The sequence below is a fragment of the Pseudoalteromonas sp. BSi20429 genome, assembly GCF_000238895.1.
Taxonomy (GTDB): Bacteria; Pseudomonadota; Gammaproteobacteria; order Enterobacterales; family Alteromonadaceae; genus Pseudoalteromonas; species Pseudoalteromonas arctica.
On the sequence record NZ_BADV01000115.1, the window covers coordinates 13,621 to 33,821 of the forward strand.

General features: G+C 39.8%; 19 protein-coding genes. 3 read left to right on the plus strand and 16 right to left on the minus strand.

Translation table 11 applies throughout. From position 1 onward, the window contains the following. Window positions 1-12: 12 nt before the first annotated feature. From P20429_RS00640 to P20429_RS00580, 13 genes are all read right to left on the minus strand, one after another. The gene (locus P20429_RS00640; RefSeq protein ID WP_007587120.1) at window positions 13-498 is read right to left on the minus strand and encodes a phosphatidylglycerophosphatase A; all 486 of its coding nucleotides are present in this window, start codon (window positions 496-498) and stop codon (window positions 13-15) included. Continuing rightward, the gene (gene thiL / locus P20429_RS00635; protein WP_007587128.1) at window positions 495-1,469 is read right to left on the minus strand and encodes a thiamine-phosphate kinase; all 975 of its coding nucleotides are present in this window, start codon (window positions 1,467-1,469) and stop codon (window positions 495-497) included. Before thiL ends, P20429_RS00640 begins: the two co-directional genes overlap by 4 nt. Before the next feature lie 46 nt (window positions 1,470-1,515). Continuing rightward, window positions 1,516-1,926 (minus strand): transcription antitermination factor NusB, encoded by a 411-nt coding sequence (nusB, locus tag P20429_RS00630; RefSeq protein ID WP_007587129.1) that lies wholly within the window; start codon window positions 1,924-1,926, stop codon window positions 1,516-1,518. Between the two features lie 15 nt (window positions 1,927-1,941). Further along, window positions 1,942-2,406 carry a 6,7-dimethyl-8-ribityllumazine synthase gene (ribE, locus tag P20429_RS00625; RefSeq protein ID WP_007587130.1) on the minus strand — a complete coding sequence of 155 codons (465 nt, stop codon included), beginning with the start codon at window positions 2,404-2,406 and terminating at the stop codon, window positions 1,942-1,944. Window positions 2,407-2,506: 100 nt separating this feature from the next. Further along, window positions 2,507-3,619 (minus strand): bifunctional 3,4-dihydroxy-2-butanone-4-phosphate synthase/GTP cyclohydrolase II, encoded by a 1,113-nt coding sequence (gene ribBA, locus P20429_RS00620; protein ID WP_007587135.1) that lies wholly within the window; start codon window positions 3,617-3,619, stop codon window positions 2,507-2,509. A 29-nt stretch (window positions 3,620-3,648) separates the two neighbouring features. After that, complete coding sequence (locus P20429_RS00615) at window positions 3,649-4,302, minus strand: riboflavin synthase (RefSeq protein WP_007587137.1); 654 nt, start codon at window positions 4,300-4,302, stop codon at window positions 3,649-3,651. 26 nt (window positions 4,303-4,328) lie between these two features. After that, complete coding sequence (ribD, locus tag P20429_RS00610; protein WP_007587139.1) at window positions 4,329-5,453, minus strand: bifunctional diaminohydroxyphosphoribosylaminopyrimidine deaminase/5-amino-6-(5-phosphoribosylamino)uracil reductase RibD; 1,125 nt, start codon at window positions 5,451-5,453, stop codon at window positions 4,329-4,331. 2 nt (window positions 5,454-5,455) lie between these two features. Continuing rightward, window positions 5,456-5,905 (minus strand): transcriptional regulator NrdR, encoded by a 450-nt coding sequence (gene nrdR / locus P20429_RS00605; RefSeq protein WP_002961761.1) that lies wholly within the window; start codon window positions 5,903-5,905, stop codon window positions 5,456-5,458. A 368-nt stretch (window positions 5,906-6,273) separates the two neighbouring features. Further along, a complete protein-coding gene (gene glyA / locus P20429_RS00600; RefSeq protein WP_007587141.1) occupies window positions 6,274-7,530 on the minus strand; it encodes a serine hydroxymethyltransferase in 1,257 nt (418 codons plus the stop codon). A 269-nt stretch (window positions 7,531-7,799) separates the two neighbouring features. Further along, entirely contained in the window at window positions 7,800-9,083 is a 1,284-nt protein-coding gene (gene thrC, locus P20429_RS00595) for a threonine synthase (protein WP_007587147.1), read from the minus strand. Window positions 9,084-9,094: 11 nt separating this feature from the next. Beyond that, complete coding sequence (thrB, locus tag P20429_RS00590; protein ID WP_007587149.1) at window positions 9,095-10,030, minus strand: homoserine kinase; 936 nt, start codon at window positions 10,028-10,030, stop codon at window positions 9,095-9,097. A 9-nt stretch (window positions 10,031-10,039) separates the two neighbouring features. Continuing rightward, window positions 10,040-12,457: a bifunctional aspartate kinase/homoserine dehydrogenase I gene (gene thrA, locus P20429_RS00585; protein WP_007587151.1), complete on the minus strand. Its 2,418-nt coding sequence runs from the start codon at window positions 12,455-12,457 to the stop codon at window positions 10,040-10,042. A 228-nt stretch (window positions 12,458-12,685) separates the two neighbouring features. Beyond that, the gene (locus tag P20429_RS00580) at window positions 12,686-13,054 is read right to left on the minus strand and encodes a response regulator (protein WP_007587152.1); all 369 of its coding nucleotides are present in this window, start codon (window positions 13,052-13,054) and stop codon (window positions 12,686-12,688) included. Between the two features lie 366 nt (window positions 13,055-13,420). Here P20429_RS00580 and P20429_RS00575 point away from each other — a divergent pair, with 366 nt between their 5' ends. Both P20429_RS00575 and rdgC read left to right on the plus strand, forming a co-directional pair. Next, a complete protein-coding gene (locus P20429_RS00575) occupies window positions 13,421-15,190 on the plus strand; it encodes a sensor histidine kinase (RefSeq protein WP_010554589.1) in 1,770 nt (589 codons plus the stop codon). 414 nt (window positions 15,191-15,604) lie between these two features. Further along, a complete protein-coding gene (gene rdgC, locus P20429_RS00570) occupies window positions 15,605-16,522 on the plus strand; it encodes a recombination-associated protein RdgC (RefSeq protein WP_007587156.1) in 918 nt (305 codons plus the stop codon). A 355-nt stretch (window positions 16,523-16,877) separates the two neighbouring features. On the opposite strand, the gene P20429_RS00565 is transcribed toward rdgC, so the two are convergent. Continuing rightward, window positions 16,878-17,114 (minus strand): YgjV family protein, encoded by a 237-nt coding sequence (locus P20429_RS00565; RefSeq protein ID WP_002962663.1) that lies wholly within the window; start codon window positions 17,112-17,114, stop codon window positions 16,878-16,880. 288 nt (window positions 17,115-17,402) lie between these two features. On the opposite strand from P20429_RS00565, the gene P20429_RS00560 reads away from it, so the two are divergent. After that, the gene (locus tag P20429_RS00560) at window positions 17,403-18,059 is read left to right on the plus strand and encodes a Crp/Fnr family transcriptional regulator (RefSeq protein WP_002962665.1); all 657 of its coding nucleotides are present in this window, start codon (window positions 17,403-17,405) and stop codon (window positions 18,057-18,059) included. Window positions 18,060-18,114: 55 nt separating this feature from the next. Here P20429_RS00560 and P20429_RS00555 read toward each other — a convergent pair whose 3' ends face one another. Both P20429_RS00555 and pepB read right to left on the minus strand, forming a co-directional pair. Next, complete coding sequence (locus P20429_RS00555) at window positions 18,115-18,681, minus strand: phosphoribosyltransferase (RefSeq protein ID WP_007377478.1); 567 nt, start codon at window positions 18,679-18,681, stop codon at window positions 18,115-18,117. A 183-nt stretch (window positions 18,682-18,864) separates the two neighbouring features. After that, a complete protein-coding gene (pepB, locus tag P20429_RS00550; protein WP_007587159.1) occupies window positions 18,865-20,160 on the minus strand; it encodes an aminopeptidase PepB in 1,296 nt (431 codons plus the stop codon). Window positions 20,161-20,201: the final 41 nt, after the last annotated feature.

Below are 20,201 nucleotides of genomic sequence, written 5' to 3' on the forward strand. Positions count from 1 at the left end.
AAATATAAAAAATTAAAAGGGTAGTAAACCCACTTTTATTAGCGCCTGTAAGCATATAAGCGAAAAAACGCCCGCAAGTATATCATCGGCCATAATACCTAAACCACCATGTACTCGTTTGTCTAGCATACGGATTGGACCAGGTTTTGCTATATCAAAAAAGCGAAATAACAAAAAACCAACGAGTAATGTTTGCCAGCTAAGTGCTGCACCAATCATTGTAATGTAATAACCTGCCACTTCATCCCATACAATAGCAGGATGGTCATGCACGCCTAAATCATCAGCTGTTTTACCGCAGGCCCATATACCAAATATACTGATCACTACGGCAAACACAATTTGCAACCATAGCGGATAATACATAGTCATAAAAATGAATGGCAGTGCAGCAAAAGTGCCAAATGTACCAGGTGCTTTAGGGGCTAACCCAGTACCAAAACCCAAACCAAAAAACTGATGTGGGCGCTTTAAATTAAACTTTCGGTTTTTGTTCAAACCAGCTCCTTTGCAAAATGCTCAAAACCTTGCTGCTTAAAATCAAACTTTTCACCGTTGTGTAAAAGTTCAATTTGACCATCGCCACTTTTAATTTGGCCTATGCATGTTGCATCTACACCATATTGACGCAGTTTTATATCTAGCATACTTTTATTGCTATCAGGTACAGTAAAAATTAATTCGTAATCATCACCGTAACTTAGAATAAATGGCAGCTGCTGATTAAAATCAAGGCTTGCTTGCATTGCATCTGAAGTCGGAATACTTTCAATATTCACAACTGCATTTACTTGCGACATATCAAGTATATGACTTAAATCAGCGATTAAACCATCTGATACATCAATAGCCGATGATGCAAGACCTCGTAATACCTGTCCTGCAGCAACACGCGGTGTTGGAAAGTCAAAGCGCTTATTTAAGTACTTTAAATGCTCTGGCTCAATACTTATACCTTGTTTGCGAGACTCAATTGCAAGTCCAGCATCACCTAGCGGACCTGTAACATAAATCCAATCACCCACTTTCGCACCACTACGGCGAAGTGCAGTACCTTCTGGTACAGTCCCTTTTGCACAAATAGTGATAGTTAATGGGCCCTGAGTAGTATCGCCACCTATAATTTGCACATTAAAGTATTCTGCAATTTCATGCATGCCTTCAGTAAACTCTTCAATCCACTGTGGGTCAATACTTGGCAAGGTTAACGCAACTGAAACCCATGTTGGCTCAGCGCCCATTGCCGCTAAATCACTTAAATTAACAGCAAGCGCTCTGTGACCTAATGCACGAGGGGAAATATCATCAAAAAAGTGTACGCCAGCAACAAGAGTATCTGTTGTAACGGCAAGTTGGCAGTTTTGTGGAACGGTTACTAAAGCGCAATCATCCCCTATACCTAGGTTTACATCACGACGGGTGATCCCGCGACCTTTAAAGTAGCGGTTAATTAATTCAAATTCCTTCATACACAAAAAAGCCGGCCTATGCCGGCTCCCCTCTTTAACGGTTTACTTACTTGCGTAAATGCTTAACAGCTTTATCAAGTACACCGTTTACAAATTTATGGCTGTCTTCAGCGCCAAATATTTTGGCCAGCTCAATACCTTCGTTGATAGCAACTTTATAAGGTACATCTTCACGGAACTTAAGCTCATAGCTGCTTAAACGTAAAATTGCGCGCTCAACCATATCTAAGTCATTAAACGGACGTGTTAAATGTGGTGATACAGCTTCGTCTAGTTGCTTATAATTTACAGCAACACCCGTCGCTAAATCTTTAAAGTATTCAACATCAATTTTAGTAACGTCTGTTTCGATCAACATTTGTTGTTCGATATCGGCAATTAAATTGCCACTTATTTGCCAAGAATAAACGGCTTGGAGTGCTAAGATACGTGCTTTACGTCTTGCTGCTGGTTTCACAAAAATTCCTTAAACTTAAATTTTATCTAACACATTAACCATTTCAAGCGCGCCTAAAGCAGCTTCGCCGCCTTTATTGCCCATTTTGGTGCCAGCACGCTCAATTGCTTGTTCAATGCTTTCTGTGGTTAATACGCCAAATGCAACCGGGATATCATACTCAAGTGATACTTGCGCAAGACCTTTGTTTGATTCGCCAGCAACTAGGTCAAAGTGTGGTGTACCACCTCTGATCACTACGCCTAATGCGATGATTGCATCATACTCTTTTTTTGCCGCAACGCGTTTAGCCGCTAAAGGTAATTCTACCGCGCCTGGTACATAAATAACGGTAATGTCGTCATCAGATACGCCACCAGTGCGTTTTAGCTCATCAACAGCACCTGCAAGGAGGCTGCTACCGATAAAGTCATTAAAACGAGAAATGACAATGGCAAACTTTTTGCCAGGAGCGTACTTACTACCTTCAATAATTTTCATTTGATAACCCTAAAAATAAGTTCAAGCGGTTGCGATTGCGCAAAAATTGCTGCGCATCATACCATAAAAATAAAATAATAGCCTAGTTTAAGCGTGATGCTTATTGTGGCTCAACATAATCAACAACTTCTAAATGAAAGCCCGAAAGTGCATGGTACTTTTTAGGGCGACTCATTAATCGCATTTGTTTAATTCCAAGATCTGCAAGTATTTGCGAGCCTACGCCAACAGTACGAGATGTACCTTTGAATTTACGAGGCGTAACGCTTTCGCCAGCATCAGCTGCTGCGAATGCTTTTACAGTTGCCTCTAATTCTTCAGTGCTTTCTTGCTTACCTAAAATAACTAAAGCACCTTCATTTTTAGCGATATAAGCCATTGCCTCAGAAAGGCCCCAACTACGGTCAGCACTTCTATCTGAAAGTAGGATATCGTTAAAGGTACTTTGCAAATGTACACGTACATTTGTCGGTTCTTGCTCTTTTATATCGCCTTTAAGCAATACGTAATGTAATTGGCCGTCAATTGTGTCTTTGTAAGTAACTAAATCAAATTCACCGTGAATAGTTGGTAACTTACATTTTGCAACTTGCTCAATTGTTGTTTCATTTAAGTTACGGTATTCGATTAAATCAGCAATAGTACCAATTTTAATATCATGCTCTTTCGCAAAAACTTCTAAATCAGGGCGACGCGCCATGGTGCCATCGGCATTAAGTATTTCAACAATAACAGATGATGCTTCAAGCCCAGCTAAACGCGCTAAATCACAGCCAGCTTCAGTATGTCCTGCGCGAGTTAATACGCCGCCAGGTTGTGCCATAATTGGAAAAATATGACCAGGCTGCACGATATCACTTGGTACTGCGCCTTTAGCTATAGCCGCTTGCACTGTACGCGCTCTATCTGCTGCTGAAATACCTGTAGTAACACCCTTTGATGCTTCTATCGACATTGTAAAGTTAGTCGAAAATGCAGCACCATTATTTTTAACCATTAAAGGTAAATCAAGTTGTTCACAACGCTCTTGCGTCATAGTTAAACAAATTAAACCACGGCCATGAGTCGCCATAAAATTAATAGCTTGTGCACTAATATGCTCTGCGGCAATAACTAAATCGCCTTCATTCTCTCTATCTTCATCATCCATTAAAATAACCATTTTACCGGCTTTAATATCGTCGATGATTTCTTGTGCGCTGTGTAAATTCATAAATTTGCTCGTGTAAGTTATCAGTTTCGTTATTTAATAAAACCCGCTTTAGCGAGTAAGCTCATCGAAATATCAGAGCCCGTTGGTTGCTCTGCACCTTTTATAAGGCGCTCTAAATAACGTGCAATTTGATCGACTTCTAAATTAACTTGAGTGCCTACTTTAAAGTGAGCAATTGTGGTTTGCTCACTCGTATGTGGAACAATTGTTAATTTGAATTTATTACCTTCTACAGCGTTTACCGTCAGGCTTATACCATCAATACATACCGAACCTTTGTACGGGATGTATTTCATTAAATTCTCTTCGGTTGTAAGCCAATATTCTGTTGCTCGAGCGTTTGCTGTAATGCTTGTAATAGTTGCTATGCCATCAACATGGCCAGATACTAAATGACCGCCTAAACGCGAAACAGGTTGCATGGCTTTTTCAAGATTCACCGTTTGCCCTAAAGCATAGTGAGCAAAACCGGTTAAACCAATCGTCTCGTTAGATAAATCAGCACTAAAACCGTCAATATGTTTATCAACTACGGTTAAGCAAACGCCATTGGTTGCAATGCTGTCGCCTAGCTTTACGTCTTCCATATCAAGGTCAGCACTTTGGATACGAATGGCTAAGTCGCCTTGTTTTTTTTGTAATAAAGCAATTTTGCCTGTGGCTTCTATTATCCCAGTAAACATAGCGCTACTCTTTTTATTAAGTGATTTTAATGAGTTTTTAACGCGGTGATACGTAAATCGTCACCAATGCGCGCACATTCATTAAATGTTAAATCAACGGTGTTTTGCATACTCGTCAATTCAGGAAAATTAACTAAACTTTTTGCATCATGGCCCATTAATTTAGGCGCCAAATAAAAAACAAACTCGTCAACTAAATCAAGCTCTGTCATTTTACCAGCAAGTGTTGCTCCGCTCTCAAGCCAAACATTATTAAACTGCAGTTGCCCAAGCTTTTCTAAAACAGCCTGTAAATCAACTTTGCCGTTACTTTCACTTACTTCAATATGCTTTACAAAATGCGGCCATTGCAGTGATTTATCAACCTTAGTCGTAAATATTATTACATCACTTTGGATTTTAAATAAAGCAAGGTTGGGCGTTAAACGATTCTGTGAATCAATTATAACACGCACGGGCTGGCGAAGCGGTAAATCGGTAGGTAACGTGCAAGGCAACTCGCTTAGTCGCACATTAAGTTTAGCATCGTCTACTAACACGGTATCGGCACCGGTTAAAATAGCGCAGCTTTGCGCTCGATATAATTGTACGTCTTGGCGAGCAGCGGGACTTGTGATCCACTTACTTTGCCCATTTTTAAGCGCTGTTTTACCATCTATGCTTGCTGCCATTTTACAGGTCACATAAGGTAAGCCTTGTTCCATTCGCTTAAAAAAGCCAACGTTAAGTGCGCGAGCTTGTGATTCAAGTAATCCATAAGCAACTTCAATACCGGCATCGCTCAGTATTTTAAGGCCTTTGCCTGCAACTTGTGGGTTTGTATCAACCATAGCGGCAATTACTTTTACAACGCCCGCCTTTTTTAAGCCTTCAGCACACGGTGGCGTACGCCCATAATGACTACACGGTTCAAGCGTTACATAAGCCGTTGCACCTTGTGCACTACTACCAGCTATTGCCAGTGCATTTACTTCAGCATGGCCTTGACCTGCTAATTGATGAAAACCCTCACCAATTATTTGATTATTTTTAACTAATACACAGCCAACATTAGGGTTAGGCGTGGTAGTAAACCGGCCTTTTTTGGCAAGCTCTATGGCGCGTGCCATATACATTTCATCATGTTCGGTAAAAGTAGTTTGGCTTTGCATTATTACTCCCCTAAGCGGGCAATTTCTTCGCCAAATTCGCGTATATCTTCAAACGAGCGATAAACAGAGGCAAACCTTACGTACGCTACTTTATCGAGCTTTTTGAGGGCTTCCATAATGCATTCACCCACCAAATGGCTTGAAATTTCTCGCTCACCCGTTGCGCGTAGTTGCGATTTTATTATATTCACCACTTCGTCTACTTGCTCTGTGCTCACTGGGCGTTTTTCGAGTGCGCGATTTAAGCCATTTAATAATTTATCTTCGTTAAATGGTTCGCGGCTGCCGTCTTGTTTAATAACACGAGGCATAACCAGTTCAGCGCCTTCAAATGTAGTAAAGCGCTCGTGGCAGTCGTTACACTCACGACGCCTGCGAACTTGATGGCCTCCGCCAACAAGGCGTGAGTCAATAACTTTAGTATCTTTTGCGGTACAAAATGGACAATGCATAGCTCGGTACTTCCGTTTTAAAACAAAAAAGACCGCTAAATAGCGGTCTTTTATCTTAGCAAAAAAATAGGGCCTGTTGACCTTTCAGGATTAAATTTGTTCTATCTAGGGGTGATTTAATCGCGGCTCGAGATTTGTAACCTAGTGGGCTAAGTAAAAATCGAGCAACAAAGAGTAAATCGCCCCTAGAACGAACCCGAGGGCAGTGCATGTTTGGCATTTATGCTGCGTTATCGCCTATTTGTGTGGAGTAACCACACTACATAGACTCTGCCTTGCTTAAAAGCCAAACATACTACTGCAAATTAAACCTCGAAAGATAAACAGGCCCCTAGCTTATGTGCTCTAAATTACTGCCGCATATGCAATTAAGCGTAAACAGGTAATTTTGCACAAATTGCTTTTACTTTTTCTTTAACTTGCGCCTGTACAGATTCATCAGTGATGTTATCTAGTACGTTACAAATCCAGCCAGCAAGCTCTTTTGATTCTTCTTCTTTAAAACCACGACGAGTAATTGCAGGAGAACCAATACGCAAACCAGATGTTACAAACGGAGAACGTGGATCGTTCGGTACTGAGTTTTTATTAACTGTGATGTTAGCGTTACCTAGGGCAGCATCTGCATCTTTACCAGTGATATCTTTATCGATTAAATCAAGTAAAAATAAGTGGTTTTCAGTTTTGTCAGAAACGATTTTGTAGCCGCGCTCTTGCATTACAGCAACCATTGCCTTTGCGTTTTTAACAACTTGTGTTTGGTATACTTTAAACTCTGGTTGAAGTGCTTCTTTAAATGCCACTGCTTTTGCTGCAATAACATGACATAAAGGACCGCCTTGGCCACCAGGGAAAACAGCGCTGTTAAGCTTTTTGTAGATTGCTTCGTCGCCACATGCAGAAATAATCAAACCACCACGAGGGCCTGCAAGTGTTTTATGCGTAGTTGTAGTTACAACGTGTGCATGAGGAACAGGGCTTGGGTAAACGCCTGCCGCAATTAAACCCGCAACGTGAGCCATATCAACAAACAGATAAGCACCGATTTTGTCAGCAATTTCACGGAATTTAGCCCAATCAACAATACCAGAGTACGCTGAGAAACCACCAATAATCATTTTTGGCTTGTGCTCAAGTGCTAGTGCTTCAACTTGTGCGTAATCAATTTCGCCCGTTGCTTCATCTAGTCCGTATTGGATTGCATTGTAAAGCTTACCAGAGAAGCTTACGTGAGAACCGTGAGTTAAGTGACCACCATGAGCTAAGCTCATACCTAATACAGTATCGCCAGCGTCTAATAATGCTAGAAAAACAGCAGCATTAGCTTGCGAACCAGCATGTGGCTGCACGTTAGCGTAGTCAGAACCAAATAATTCGTTAGCACGGTCAATTGCTAATTGCTCAACAACATCTACATGCTCACAACCGCCATAATAACGTTTGCCTGGGTAACCTTCTGCGTATTTGTTTGTAAGCTGTGAACCCTGCGCTTCTAGTACGCGTGGGCTACAGTAGTTTTCTGAAGCGATTAGTTCGATATGCTCTTCTTGGCGAGCAGTTTCTTTGGTTATCGCGTCAAATAACTCTGGATCAAAATCCGAAATATTCATGCTACGTTCTAACATTGGGGTCTCCTAGGGCAACGTGTATGGTGTTTTTTAGAGGCTTTATTGTACGCTTTAAACGACTCTTTGCCTACGCTCTTAAGTTGAGGATATTTAAACAGGGATTGAAACTATTTCACAGCTCTTTTAAGATGATATTTTTTTATAAAGCCATAATAATTTTAAATGAATTATATTTACTACATTTAATTAGTAAATATAACTAAGTGTATTCATCCGTATAAAGTTACAAAAAAAGCGGCTCAAGCCGCTTTTCCTTGTAATTTAACTTAGCCTAGTTTAGCGAGTATTTCGGTACGTAACGCGTCGTAATCGGCGTTCATATCGCTTGCTAGGCATGGTTTTGCTAGTGCATCAGCAAGTGGTTTTGGCATACCTAATTCAATATTTAGAATACCCTCTACGCTTTCTTTAAACTTAGCAGGATGAGCTGTCGCTAAAAAGATACCCGCAGCACCAGGTGCCCGATTTTCAACAAGACCTTGGTAAGCAATAGCAGTATGAGGCTCCGCAACATAGCCAGTTTGTTGAATTTTTTTCATCACGGCTTGCGTGTCTTGCTCGTTTACGCTTGTTGAATAAAAATTATCGTAGCTAAACCAGTTATTATCTAACATTGTTTGTACACGCGGCCAATTGTTTGGCTTACTTACATCCATCGCATTTGAAAGCGACTCAAGCGTTGCGTTTGGCGTCCAGTTTTTATCAAGCATAAAGCGCGGCACAGTATCATTTTGATTTGTTGTTGCACTTAATTTGCCAACAGGTAAACCAATAACTGCACCAATCATTGCGGCGCACACATTACCAAAATTACCACTTGGCACTGATATATGCGCTGTTGCGCGCTTTTCTTTTGGTAGCAGTGCAATGGCTTCAAAGTAGTAACAAACCTGAGCAACTAAACGGCTAATATTAATTGAATTAGCTGAGTTAAGCCCAAGTGTTGATTTAACTTCTTCATCTAAAAAGGCATTTTTAACTAACTCTTGGCAATCATCAAAGCTGCCCTCAACTGCATAACAATGAATATTATTACCAAGCGTAGTAAATAGCTTTTGCTGAGCAAGTGAAATTTTGCCTTTAGGGTATAAAATAACAACATCGATATTTGGTTTATTATAAAAAGCATGCGCTACAGCTGCACCGGTATCGCCCGATGTTGCTGTTAAAATAGTTACTTTCTCGTCTTTGTTAAACTGCGTTAAACACTCTGCCATAAAGCGACCACCAAAGTCTTTAAACGCAAGTGTAGGCCCATGAAACAGCTCTAAACAGTATGTGTTCTCTTCAACTTCCACCAGCTTAACTGGAAAGTTAAATGCATTTTTAACCATTTGTGCCACGGTATCGCTTGGTAACTCATCACCAATTAGGTGAGATAATATTTTGCCGCTGCGCGTAACAAAGTCCATATCAAGCAATGCATCAACATCGGACAGTGGCGGCAGTGATTCTGGGAAAAATACACCTTGGTTACGACCCAAACCTGTTTTTACAGCTTCAACGAACGACACTTTTTGTGAGCTATCTTTTAAATTATGTAATTGCATGACTACCTATCCTATAAAACTGTTAATTGACGCGTGCCGTCGTTATCTAATTTACAAATGTGGCAAAAGCCTTGCTCGTTAATGTAATTGGTTTCTAACCACTGCGCGCATTGCTGTGCAGCTTCAAGTGTTTTACACACAGTAAATAAGGTTGGTCCTGCGCCCGAAATACTGACTATTTCAGCGCCCAGTGCTGGCAAGCTTGCTTTGGCTTCACTAAAACCTTTTATAAGCGGTGCGCGGTAAGGTTCTGCTATTTCATCTTTCATTATGCTCAGCGCATCGTCAAAACGGTTAGTTAACAGTAAGCTACTAAATGCCGACAAACGCTGAGCAAACTCAACACTTGCATGCATGCTCAACTCTTTTGGTAAAACAGAACGCGCTTTTGCGGTATTTAGCGAAAAACCAGGAAATGCAGCAACGTAATACCAGTTTTCATCAACCGGCAGTGCAATCGATTTATCAGGAATTAAATCACCTGTTAACTGCAAACCACCTAAATAACATGGCGTGATGTTGTCGTAATGGCGACCGCCGCTTACCACTGCTTCAAAGTCAGCCATCAGTTCAATAAGCTCAACCTGACTTAAATTAGTTTTTGCAAACTTATCAAGGGCAGCAAAAGTAGCCACGACCGAACATGCACTAGAGCCAAGCCCAGAGCCAATTGGTAAGTTCTTTTTAAGCTCGAGCTTTACGCTTGGCATAGTAGGCGCAACATGCGCTCTAAAATGCACTAAGCACTGGTACGCTAAATTTTCATTAGCATCACTTGGTAACTTATGAGCGTATTCGCCAGTGCAAATAAACTCATCGCTTGGTGCGGCGCTTACAACGGCTACATCACCTAACAAACTGCCATCAATTGGCGCAAGCGCTGCGCCAAGTGCATCAAAACCCACTGCAAAATTACCAATAGACGCCGGAGCATATACTTCAATCATAACGAGCTCCTAGCGCGATAACGTTTTTAAAATATCAGCAAATACACCCGCGGCTGTTACTTCCGAGCCGGCGCCATAACCACGAATTACAAACGGACGTGGCTGGTAGTATTGGCTTAAAATAGCCAGCGCGTTTTCGCCATCGCGAATTACACTAAGCGCATGCTTTGCATCTACCGCTTCAATACCTACTTTACAGTGGCCTTCTTTAATTGTGCCTACATAGCGAAGTACCCTACCCTCGCTCGCAGCGCTTTTGATACGGTCGTTAAAATCAGCATCTAAGCTTGGTAGTTTTGCCATAAACTCATCAACGCTATCACCTTGTGCAAAACCTTGTGGTAATACTGACTCAACTTCAATATCGCTTAGCTCTAATTTCATACCGGCTTCGCGAGCGATGATCAATAACTTACGTGCTACATCGGTACCCGATAAATCATCACGAGGATCTGGCTCAGTAAAGCCACTTTCTTTGGCTTTAATAGTTGCCTCAGAAAGTGATAAACCATCTTGAAGTGCGCCAAACATATACGAAAGTGAACCTGATAAAATACCGCTAAACTCTAATAACTCATCACCGGCACCAAATAATGACTGTAAGTTGTCGATTACTGGTAAGCCTGCACCAACGTTTGTTTCGTATAAAAATTTACGATTATTCTTTTGCGTTGCTGCAATTAAATCTTGGTAATACGTGTATGAGCTTGTTGTTGCTTTTTTATTGGCAGCAACCACATGAAAACCTGCATTTAAAAAGTCTACATACTGCGCAGCAAGTGCATCCGACGACGTACAATCAACAAGCACAGGGTTTACTAAATGATTTTGCTTAACAAACTGCTCTACTAGTTTTAAATCAAACGCCTGCTCAGATGAGGCCAATTTTTGCTGCCAATCACCAAAAGCAATACCTTCACTATCAAGGTGTAATTGACGAGAGTTAGCAACACCATACAAGTTAAGTTTAATATTACGTTTTTCAAGCCACGCTTGTTGGCGCTCAAGCTGATTAATAAGCTCTTGCCCTACTAAGCCACAACCTAGTAAAAACACATCAATTGATGGCACATGCGTGAAAAAGTTTTCATGGCATATTTTTACGGCGTCGTTACAAAGTTCGCCATCAATTACGGCTGAAATAGCACTTTCTGTAGAATCCTGTGCAATTGCCACAATATTTACTTGCGCTTGTGCAAGCGATGCAAAAAACTTAGCCGCTAAGCCACGGTGCGCGCGCATGTTGTCGCCCACTAAAGTAACAATGGCTAAATTGCGCTGCACTTGTACAGGCTCAATAAGCCCTGCTTGTAATTCAAGTTCAAATGCAGTTTGTAGCGCATCAAGTGCAAGTGCTAGGTCTGTTTCGTGTACACAAAAGCTAATGCTGAATTCGCATGATGACTGCGTGATCAATACAATTGATACGTTATCGTGAGCAAGCGCGTTAAATACCTTAGACGCCATACCTACTTTGCCTTTCATGCCTGGCCCTGAGACAGTTAGCATTGCAAGGTCTTGTAGGCTCGAAAGCGCTTTTACTGGCTCATCTGATGAATAATCGTTACCAATTAATGAGCCTTGTGCGTCTGGGTTATGCGTATTTTTAATTTCGCACGGCACGCCTGCTTTAGCACACGGTAAAATTGTTTTAGGGTGAAGTACTTTTGCACCAAAATAAGAAAGCTCCATCGCTTCTTTATAAGATAAAAAATCTACTTTAGTCGCTTTTTTAATATAACGAGGATCAGCACTGTATACACCATCAACGTCAGTCCAAATTTGGCAAATCTCAGCTTCTAAACATGCTGCTGCAATGGCTGCTGAGTAATCTGAGCCATTACGGCCAAGCGTTGTAAGCTCACCTTTATCATTACTCGCCGTAAAACCAGGCATGATATAGATAGTTGCAGGGCTTTCTTTAAGCACAGCTTGAAAGCGCGCTTTACTTGTTACTAAATCAGCCTCGGCGTCAATATAACCACCAGTTGAAGCGATACAGCTTGTTGCTTCTAAGTATCTTGCATCGTGCGAGTTCAATAAAGCCTGCATTAAAGAAACACTAACGCGCTCTCCAAAGCTAATTACAAATGCGCGAACTTGATCAGGGCAACATTGTATAAGTGATACGCCATCTAGTTTATTTTTAAGTTCCCTTAAGTTTGGCCAACTTGTAACTACTACACCACTTTTTTCAACGTCAGCTTTCAAACCTTCACAGCGGCTAACTAATGCTTGCCATTGCTGCGAAAAGTCAGAGCCTTGTTCTGCAGCACTTGCAAGTGCAACTAGCGAATCGGTCATTCCACCTGGAGCAGAAAGTACCAAAAGCATTTCATCTTTTAATTGTGCTTTAACTAGCTGAGCTACCTGTTGTAAGCATGCATAGTCGGCAAGCGAAGACCCACCAAATTTTAAAACTCGCATTGTTTATGTTCCTCATCCCATAAAACGAAAAAAGGCCTGTGTTCTAAGTGAACACAGGCCTTTAAATTTGTTGCACCGACCTATGCCACTATCCAGTAAGAATGATGGTTGTAATAATAATGGTCAGTACGCGATTAATTGTTTTCATATGTTAAGACTGCCTTAACAAAGGCTATGCTGTCAACCCTAAATTAAAAGATAAAACAGCCTTTTTTAACATGAAAAAACCTAATGAATGCCAAATTTATGCAATATTTCGTTTAAGTTAGATTTATTGATAGGTTTATCGATAAAGTCTATTGCGCCAAGTTGTGCGACTCGTTGCTTCATTTTTTCTTGTATATCGGCAGAAATAACTAAAACAAAGCACTCTATTTTTTCTGTTTTTATAGTCTCGAGTACTTGTATACCATCAACTTCGGGCATGGTGAGATCTAAGCACAATAAATCAAAGCTTTGTGCTCGTAAAAGTTCTAGAGCGTGCGCTCCATTTGTAGCTTGTTGTATTTGAGCGTCTATACATTCATTTAAACACCGCACGACTTGTTTACGGGCAACTGCAGAATCGTCACAGACTAATATCGAAAATTTCATCATGTTTACTACTACACAACCATCAAAGTTATTAAAAGGTTATTAAACTAATGCCTTCCATTGCATTTTAGACACTTTAACACGCCTCAAAGCACTCAGCGCATTAATAATTTAATACAATGATAAATATAGAATAAATCCGTTTAAGATATAATTAACCAAAGCAAATACTAATTAAGCCTACAATACATAACAGATAACGAATTTATTAATTTATACCTTGGTTTAAATACTTTGATACTACACGCTCACTTTTTGGATTTATCTTATTAAATTTTAACTTTTTTATTTATTTTTAGAGGTTTATTGACTAACTTTTAAATTACTATCGTAACGTTACAAAAATAATAAAGGATGAACAAGTCACTCATGTTACAAAAAAGTCTTTCTAAGAAGCTACTGACTAGCGTTTTATCCGTCTATTTTTTGCTTACCTTTGTAGTGACCTGTGGACAAGTGCTTGCTGAATACGTCAATACTAAAGACTATATTCGCGATGAACTTAGTACCTTACAAAAAACCTTTAGTCGCAGCTTAACACGTGCAATTTGGGAGCTTAATACCAAGCAAACAATTACAACAGCAGAAGGTTTACTCGCCATCCCCATGATTGAAGGGATTATTGTTCGAGACGACAGCGGCGAAATTATTTCACAGCTAGGGCGCTCTCTTGATATACACAAGCTATATAACCAACAGTTAGTACAAGAAGAGGTTATTTTAGAAGACGCAAAATCGGGTTTATTTGGTTATACCTTTCCACTTATTTTTGAATTTTCAGGTCGTGCTACTCAAGTTGGTGACGTTACCTTATTCTCAAGTCGAGAAGTTGTTTTTAGCCGCATTATGGTATCAATCTACTTTTTGATTGGTAATGCGATGATTAAAACCACCTTTTTGATCATCTTATTTTTAATGGCATTTAGAAAACTTCTTACAGACCCTTTAGCAGAACTCACTGAGCAACTAGAAAATTTAGAACTAGACGAGCTAGAAGGTCAACATATAGAAATAGAAACAGAAGAACATAATGAACTAAAAGTGATGGAGCAGTCATTTAACAAACTAATAGATAAAGTGGTTCAGTATAGAAAAGAGCTTGAACACACCCAAAAAGAACTCATTATAAGTAACGAAAAGCTTGATCAACACAACATACAACTTGAACAAGACGTAGCCCGTAAAACATCCAACTTAAGCCAAGCAATGATGGATTTACAGCAGCAAAAATACGAACTCGAAAAGCAAAAAATTGTCCTCACCGAAGAAGTAGACTTACGACGCAGCACAGAGCAAGAGTTAATTACAAAGCAAACTGAATCTCAGCGCTATATAGAAGAGTTAAGCCTTGCACAGGAACGTTTATTAGGCACAGAAAAAATGGCTGCGCTAGGCGGACTTGTGGCAGGTATTACACACGATATAAATACCCCTATTGGGATAGGTGTAACGGCAATATCATTTTTACAAGAACGCTTAAATAAACTCGAAAATGCTTATACCGAAAAAACACTTTCGCCAAAAGCGCTAGAAGAATTCATTAACGAAGCAAAGCAAAGCACAAGCTTACTAACCACTAACTTAGATAGAGCTTCGGAGCTTATAGCTAGCTTTAAACAAATAGCGGTCGATCAAGCCAGTGAAGCAGTAAGAACCATTAACTTTAAAGATTACACTAACGAAGTAATACGCTCACTGCACCCAAAACTAAAAAAGACATCCCATACTATAAAATTAGAATGTCCTGATGATTTAGTTTTAAATCTACCTGCAGGGGCTATAAGCCAAATTTTTACTAACCTAATTATGAACTCACTTATCCATGGCTTTGAAGGTAAAAGCAACGGTGTAATGGATATTAAAATAAGCGCTGATGACACTAACTTAACTATTGATTACAAAGATGACGGTAACGGTGTTACCAACGAGCAATTAAAAAAATTATTTGACCCATTTTTTACTACCAAACGCGATGAAGGCGGTAGCGGATTAGGCACCCATATAATGCTTAATTTGGTCAAGCAAACCCTTAGTGGCTCTATTGATGCAACGAGTGAACCGGGCAAAGGTCTGCGTTACTATATTCAATTTCCGAAGAACATGGCTAAGCCACTGCCTATTTTTGATAAATATGAATAAATAAAAGTATATGCATTAAATTATTAGGCATGTTGATCTTTGGTGGTTGAATTTGCAGCAACATGTTTGGTTTTTAGGCAAGGCAGAGCCTATGTAGTGTGGTTATTCCCCATAAATAGGCGATAACGCAGCATAAATACCAAACATGCGCTGCCCTTTGGGTTCTTTCTAGGGACGATTAACTCTTTGTTGCCTACATGGATGTAGGTAAGGGGCGTGAGCAGGACGCGGAAGCTTTGCTCGGTTTTTACTTAGCCCACTAGGTTACAAACCTCGCGCCGCGATTTAATCGCCCCTAGATTGAACAAATTTCAATCCATAAAGTTCAACACGCCCTAGTAACAAATCAGTCATTTCGAGATGCTGTTTTTATTGCTATGATTGTACAAATTTTTCAAATGGATCAATTCCCCTATGTGGTTTAGTAACCTTATTTGTTACCGCTTTAAGCAAGACGTTTCATATACTCAAGAAGACTTTGATAAAGCATTAGAGCAAGATTTATTTCGCCCATGTACTGGTCAAGAGCTTGCAACATTTGGTTGGACAAAAGCGTTTGGAAAACATGGCGATACGCTATCGCATTTTTCTCAAAAAAGTATTCTAGTTTGCGCTAAACGCGAAGAAAAAGTACTCCCTGCTTCTGTTATTAATGAACTAGTTGCTGAGAAAGTTGATCTGATAGAAGCTGAAGAAAACCGCCCAGTTAAAAAGAAAGAAAAAGACGAATTAAAAGAAAACATTCTTCATACTCTTCTACCTCAAGCATTTAAAAAGTCGAGCTTACAATTTGCCTTTATTGACCAAGAAAACGGTTGGGTTGTTGTAAATAGTGGCAGCTTTAATAAAGCAGAAGAGCTACTAGCACTACTTCGTAAATCGTTGGGAACGCTTCCGGTTGTACCTGCGTTTGCTAACTACGACCTAGATGTATTTTTAACTGATTGGTTAACTAACTTTAGTACACCAGAAGGTTTTGCTATTGGCTCAGACGCTGAACTTGAAGAAGCAGACGACAGCGGCGCACAAGTAAAGCTTAAAGGTCATGATCTATCGTGTGATGAAGTTAAATCGCATTTAGAAAGTGGTAAACGCGTAACTAAACTTGCACTTGATTGGCAAGAGCGTCTTAAGTTTATGCTGCAAAACGATGGCTCTATCAAACGTTTAAGCTACTCTGAAACTCTAAAAGAAGAAAACGCAGATATTCCTAAAGAAGATATGGCTTTAAAACTTGATGCTGACTTTATTTTAGCTTCTGAAGAAATAAAGCAATTACTTGAAGAGCTAACTGCAGGTTTAGGTGACGTTGAAGATTTAGAAAAAGCGTAAATACCATAGTGCCTACCTGCATAAATATTTAAGCAATTTAATGAATTAAATAGCATATGTAAGTAGGTTGGTATAACAGATAAAAATCCGATAGCTAGTTTACTGCTATCGGATTTTTTTTATGAAATTTAGAAGCACTTATTTATATCTAAACCGCGAACAGTATTTAGCTAACGATCGACGTATTAAAACCTAAGGTAATCATCTTTTAAGTAGGAGAATACAGCATGGTTCAGAGGTAAGTTATGTAGAGTGATATGAGATTATCTATATACGCTTCAAGCTGGACTGCACAAAAGCTGAAATTTTTGATTTTAATTAAAACCATTAACTTACTTTGTGCAGATAACTTATTTTAGCTTTTAGCGTCTTCAACTTTAGGTTGGCGATATATTTTTATAATGTGATATAAATTTACAAGCGACAATAAGCCGTTGGTAAAAATAACAGGCACTGCGCCAATGGCAACACCGTATGCAGTAAATACAATACAACCAAACATGTTGTACCAACGCAGTTTTACTACATCTGTCATTGTTAACGATGCAACCAATAAAGCTGATGCAATATAACCTAAATATTCCCAACTCAATTGTTCTCTCCTAGCCTTTAGGTTAGCATTACATGTACTGCTATCTTATGGCACTTGTAAGTATTGCAAAGTTACAACAAAATAAAAAAGCTAACCTGCTTAAAAAACCTGAAAAAGTTTGCCGGAAAAGACCAGCAAATTCTTAAATCATTACACGGGAAATGAAGGTAAAATAATACTCTTAGCAAAGCTAATAATATTAGTAGCAAGTTAGCGTAAATTCTTAGTGTCTTAATGCTATCGTCATTAAGATGTAATAAATAGGACAAATGTCCGAAGAGCACATTGATGTTTCAATACCATTTTTCTAGTTACCTTGTTGATCAGCTTTTAACCTTTGCCGGTAGTAGCTATCAACAATCAAAAAAAGAAGTTCTGATCCATCAAGATCAGCCTTTAAGCAAGCTTGTGCTTGTACGCAGTGGCACTGTGTCGTTTAGTTACGACGTAGGTAATGGACGACGCCTGCTGTTAGGACAATTGGATTGTAACAACACCCTTATTGGTGAAATAGAAGCGCTAAATAATAATCCGTGTATATATACGGTAACGTGCTTTAGCGATGTCACTTATAACCTTATTGAATTAAGGCATTGGCGTGCTCTACTGCTTGAAAAACCAGAACTAAGCTTATACACAGCACAAACTATTGCGGCTAAGTTTCAGGAAAACCAAAAAATCAATTTAGATAAGTTATTACTACCACTTAGCTATAACATAGCTAAAGATTGCTTACTAAGGGCCGAGAACAACAACCCTACGCTACTTAGAGCCTACCCAACTGTAAATGCTGAAGCCGAACGTTTTGCTACCACTGAGCGAGCTTACAGACGTGTTGTTACAGAACTCGTAGAAAAAGGCTTGGTACTTAGAAGTAACGATGGCTTGCAAGCAGTCGATATACCAAAACTAAGTGAATACGTAGATAGCTTTGCTCAGCTTTAAAATAAAAAAAGGCCTTAACGGCCTTTTTTTATTTATGCAAATTACTAATTACTAATTACTTCTCTAGCAAAATGTCATGAATTTTCGCAAGATCAGATTTACCAGCAATAATTTCATCCGGTGTTAAACCCGATAATTCATGCGGGAACACTAACCACTCTTCAGATTCATGAATATAATAATCTGGAACAGTGTCCACTTTTGAGTTTTTTGGCTTGTAGTACGGGCATGCAATACGAATATCACGTGGCAAGTTTAAGCGCATAAGCTCTGAAAGCTTTTCTTTTAATGCAACAATACTACGACCTGAGTCAAATACATCATCAACAATTAATAATGAATCACCTGCATTTGCGTTCTCTACAATGTAATGTAAGCCGTGTACTTTAATTTCTTTCGACTGTTTACCAATACCGTAATAAGACGATGTACGTACTGCAATGTGGTCAGTCTCAATGCCTTTGTAATCGTAATATTCTTGAACAGCAATACCGATCGGTGCACCACCTCGCCAAATACCAATAATAAAATCAGGACGAAAGCCATCTTGGTATACTTGTGCCGCTACGCGGAACGAATCTTCAAGCAGCTGTTGAGCTGTGATGTAGCACTTATCTGACATAATTAGAAACCCCAGTGGTGGATATAAGATTTGAGCGCAGCTTAGAGTTAAGCAAAAATTAAACTCAAACAGGTATTGGCGACTGATTTTACCGTAAATGAAATAAAATTGCTTGCCTGTAAATTAAAAAATAGGCACCCAAGGGTGCCTATTTTTAGCGTAAAAAGCGTAATTTAGTAAATATTATGCTTTTTCTTGTAAAGTACGAGCAACTGTACGCATACCTTGAGTTGTTGCACCCGCTGCCCATTGACTTGTACTGCCCATGTTAAATGCAGCCGCTAAATCGATGTGTACCCAGCCTTTGCCATCGTTTGGCACAAAGCGCGATAAAAAGCCTGCAGCATTCGATGCACCGCCATAACCGCCACCTTTTTGCGCACGGCTATTTGCCGTATCAGCATAAGGAGATGGGCAGTTTTGTTGATGCCATTTTTCAAGAGGAAGTGGCCAAGCAGCTTCCATTTCTTGAGATGCAAAACTCTCAACTTCACGTACAAGTTCTTTATCAAGTGCAAATAATGCATTGTACTCTTGACCAACAGCAACAAGCGCTGCGCCAGTTAGTGTTGCTGCATCAATAATAAGTGGAGCGCCAGTCTCACCTGCGGCCATTAGGCCATCGGCAAGTACTAAGCGACCTTCAGCATCGGTGTTTACAATTTCAACTGTCGTGCCATTTTTATAAGTAAGAATATCACCTAATTTGTATGCATGACCCGAAATTAAGTTCTCAGCACAACATAAAAACAGTTTAATACGTTTTTCAATACCACGGTTAATAGCCAATGCTAAACCTGCAGTTACTGTTGCAGCGCCGCCCATGTCGCACTTCATACCAAGCATACCTTCGCTTGATTTGATTGAGTAACCACCTGAGTCAAACGTAATACCTTTACCTACAAGCGCTGCACTTACTGGTGCATTTTCGTCGCCTGTTGGGTTGTAATCAAGCTCAAGCAATACTGGCGGGCGAACACTACCGCGACCAACAGCATGAATACCAATCCACTGTTGTTCTAGTAACGCATCACCTTTAATAATTTGGTAACTTACATGCTCAGGCGCTAATGATTGAATAAACTCAGCCGCTTTTTCAGCAAGGCTTTCTGGGTAAATGTCATCGGCAGTCCCGTTAACCATTTCACGTGCCCAAATTGCTGACGTTTTTAAGTGAGCAAGTTCTTTAATATCTGATTGTGCGTTATCAACAAAATCAACACCGTTTAACGATTTTGGTGTTACAAAGCCTTGATAAAAAGCCCACTGACTTTCTGTACACCAAGCATCGCCTGCTAATTCAACGTTTTTAATACCTTGGATTGCAATAGTACGACCAGCTTTTTGAACATTTTTCAATGTTTCTTGCTCAGACAAATGAACAGTTGCACCGCGCTCATTAAAAGACAATGACGCATTATCGCCCCAATGACTCGCTGCTGCTTGTTCGCTTAGTTGAACAACAAATTTTTCACTCATGTTAGAATACCCTTGCACTTAAATGTGCCACCGAGTTTACT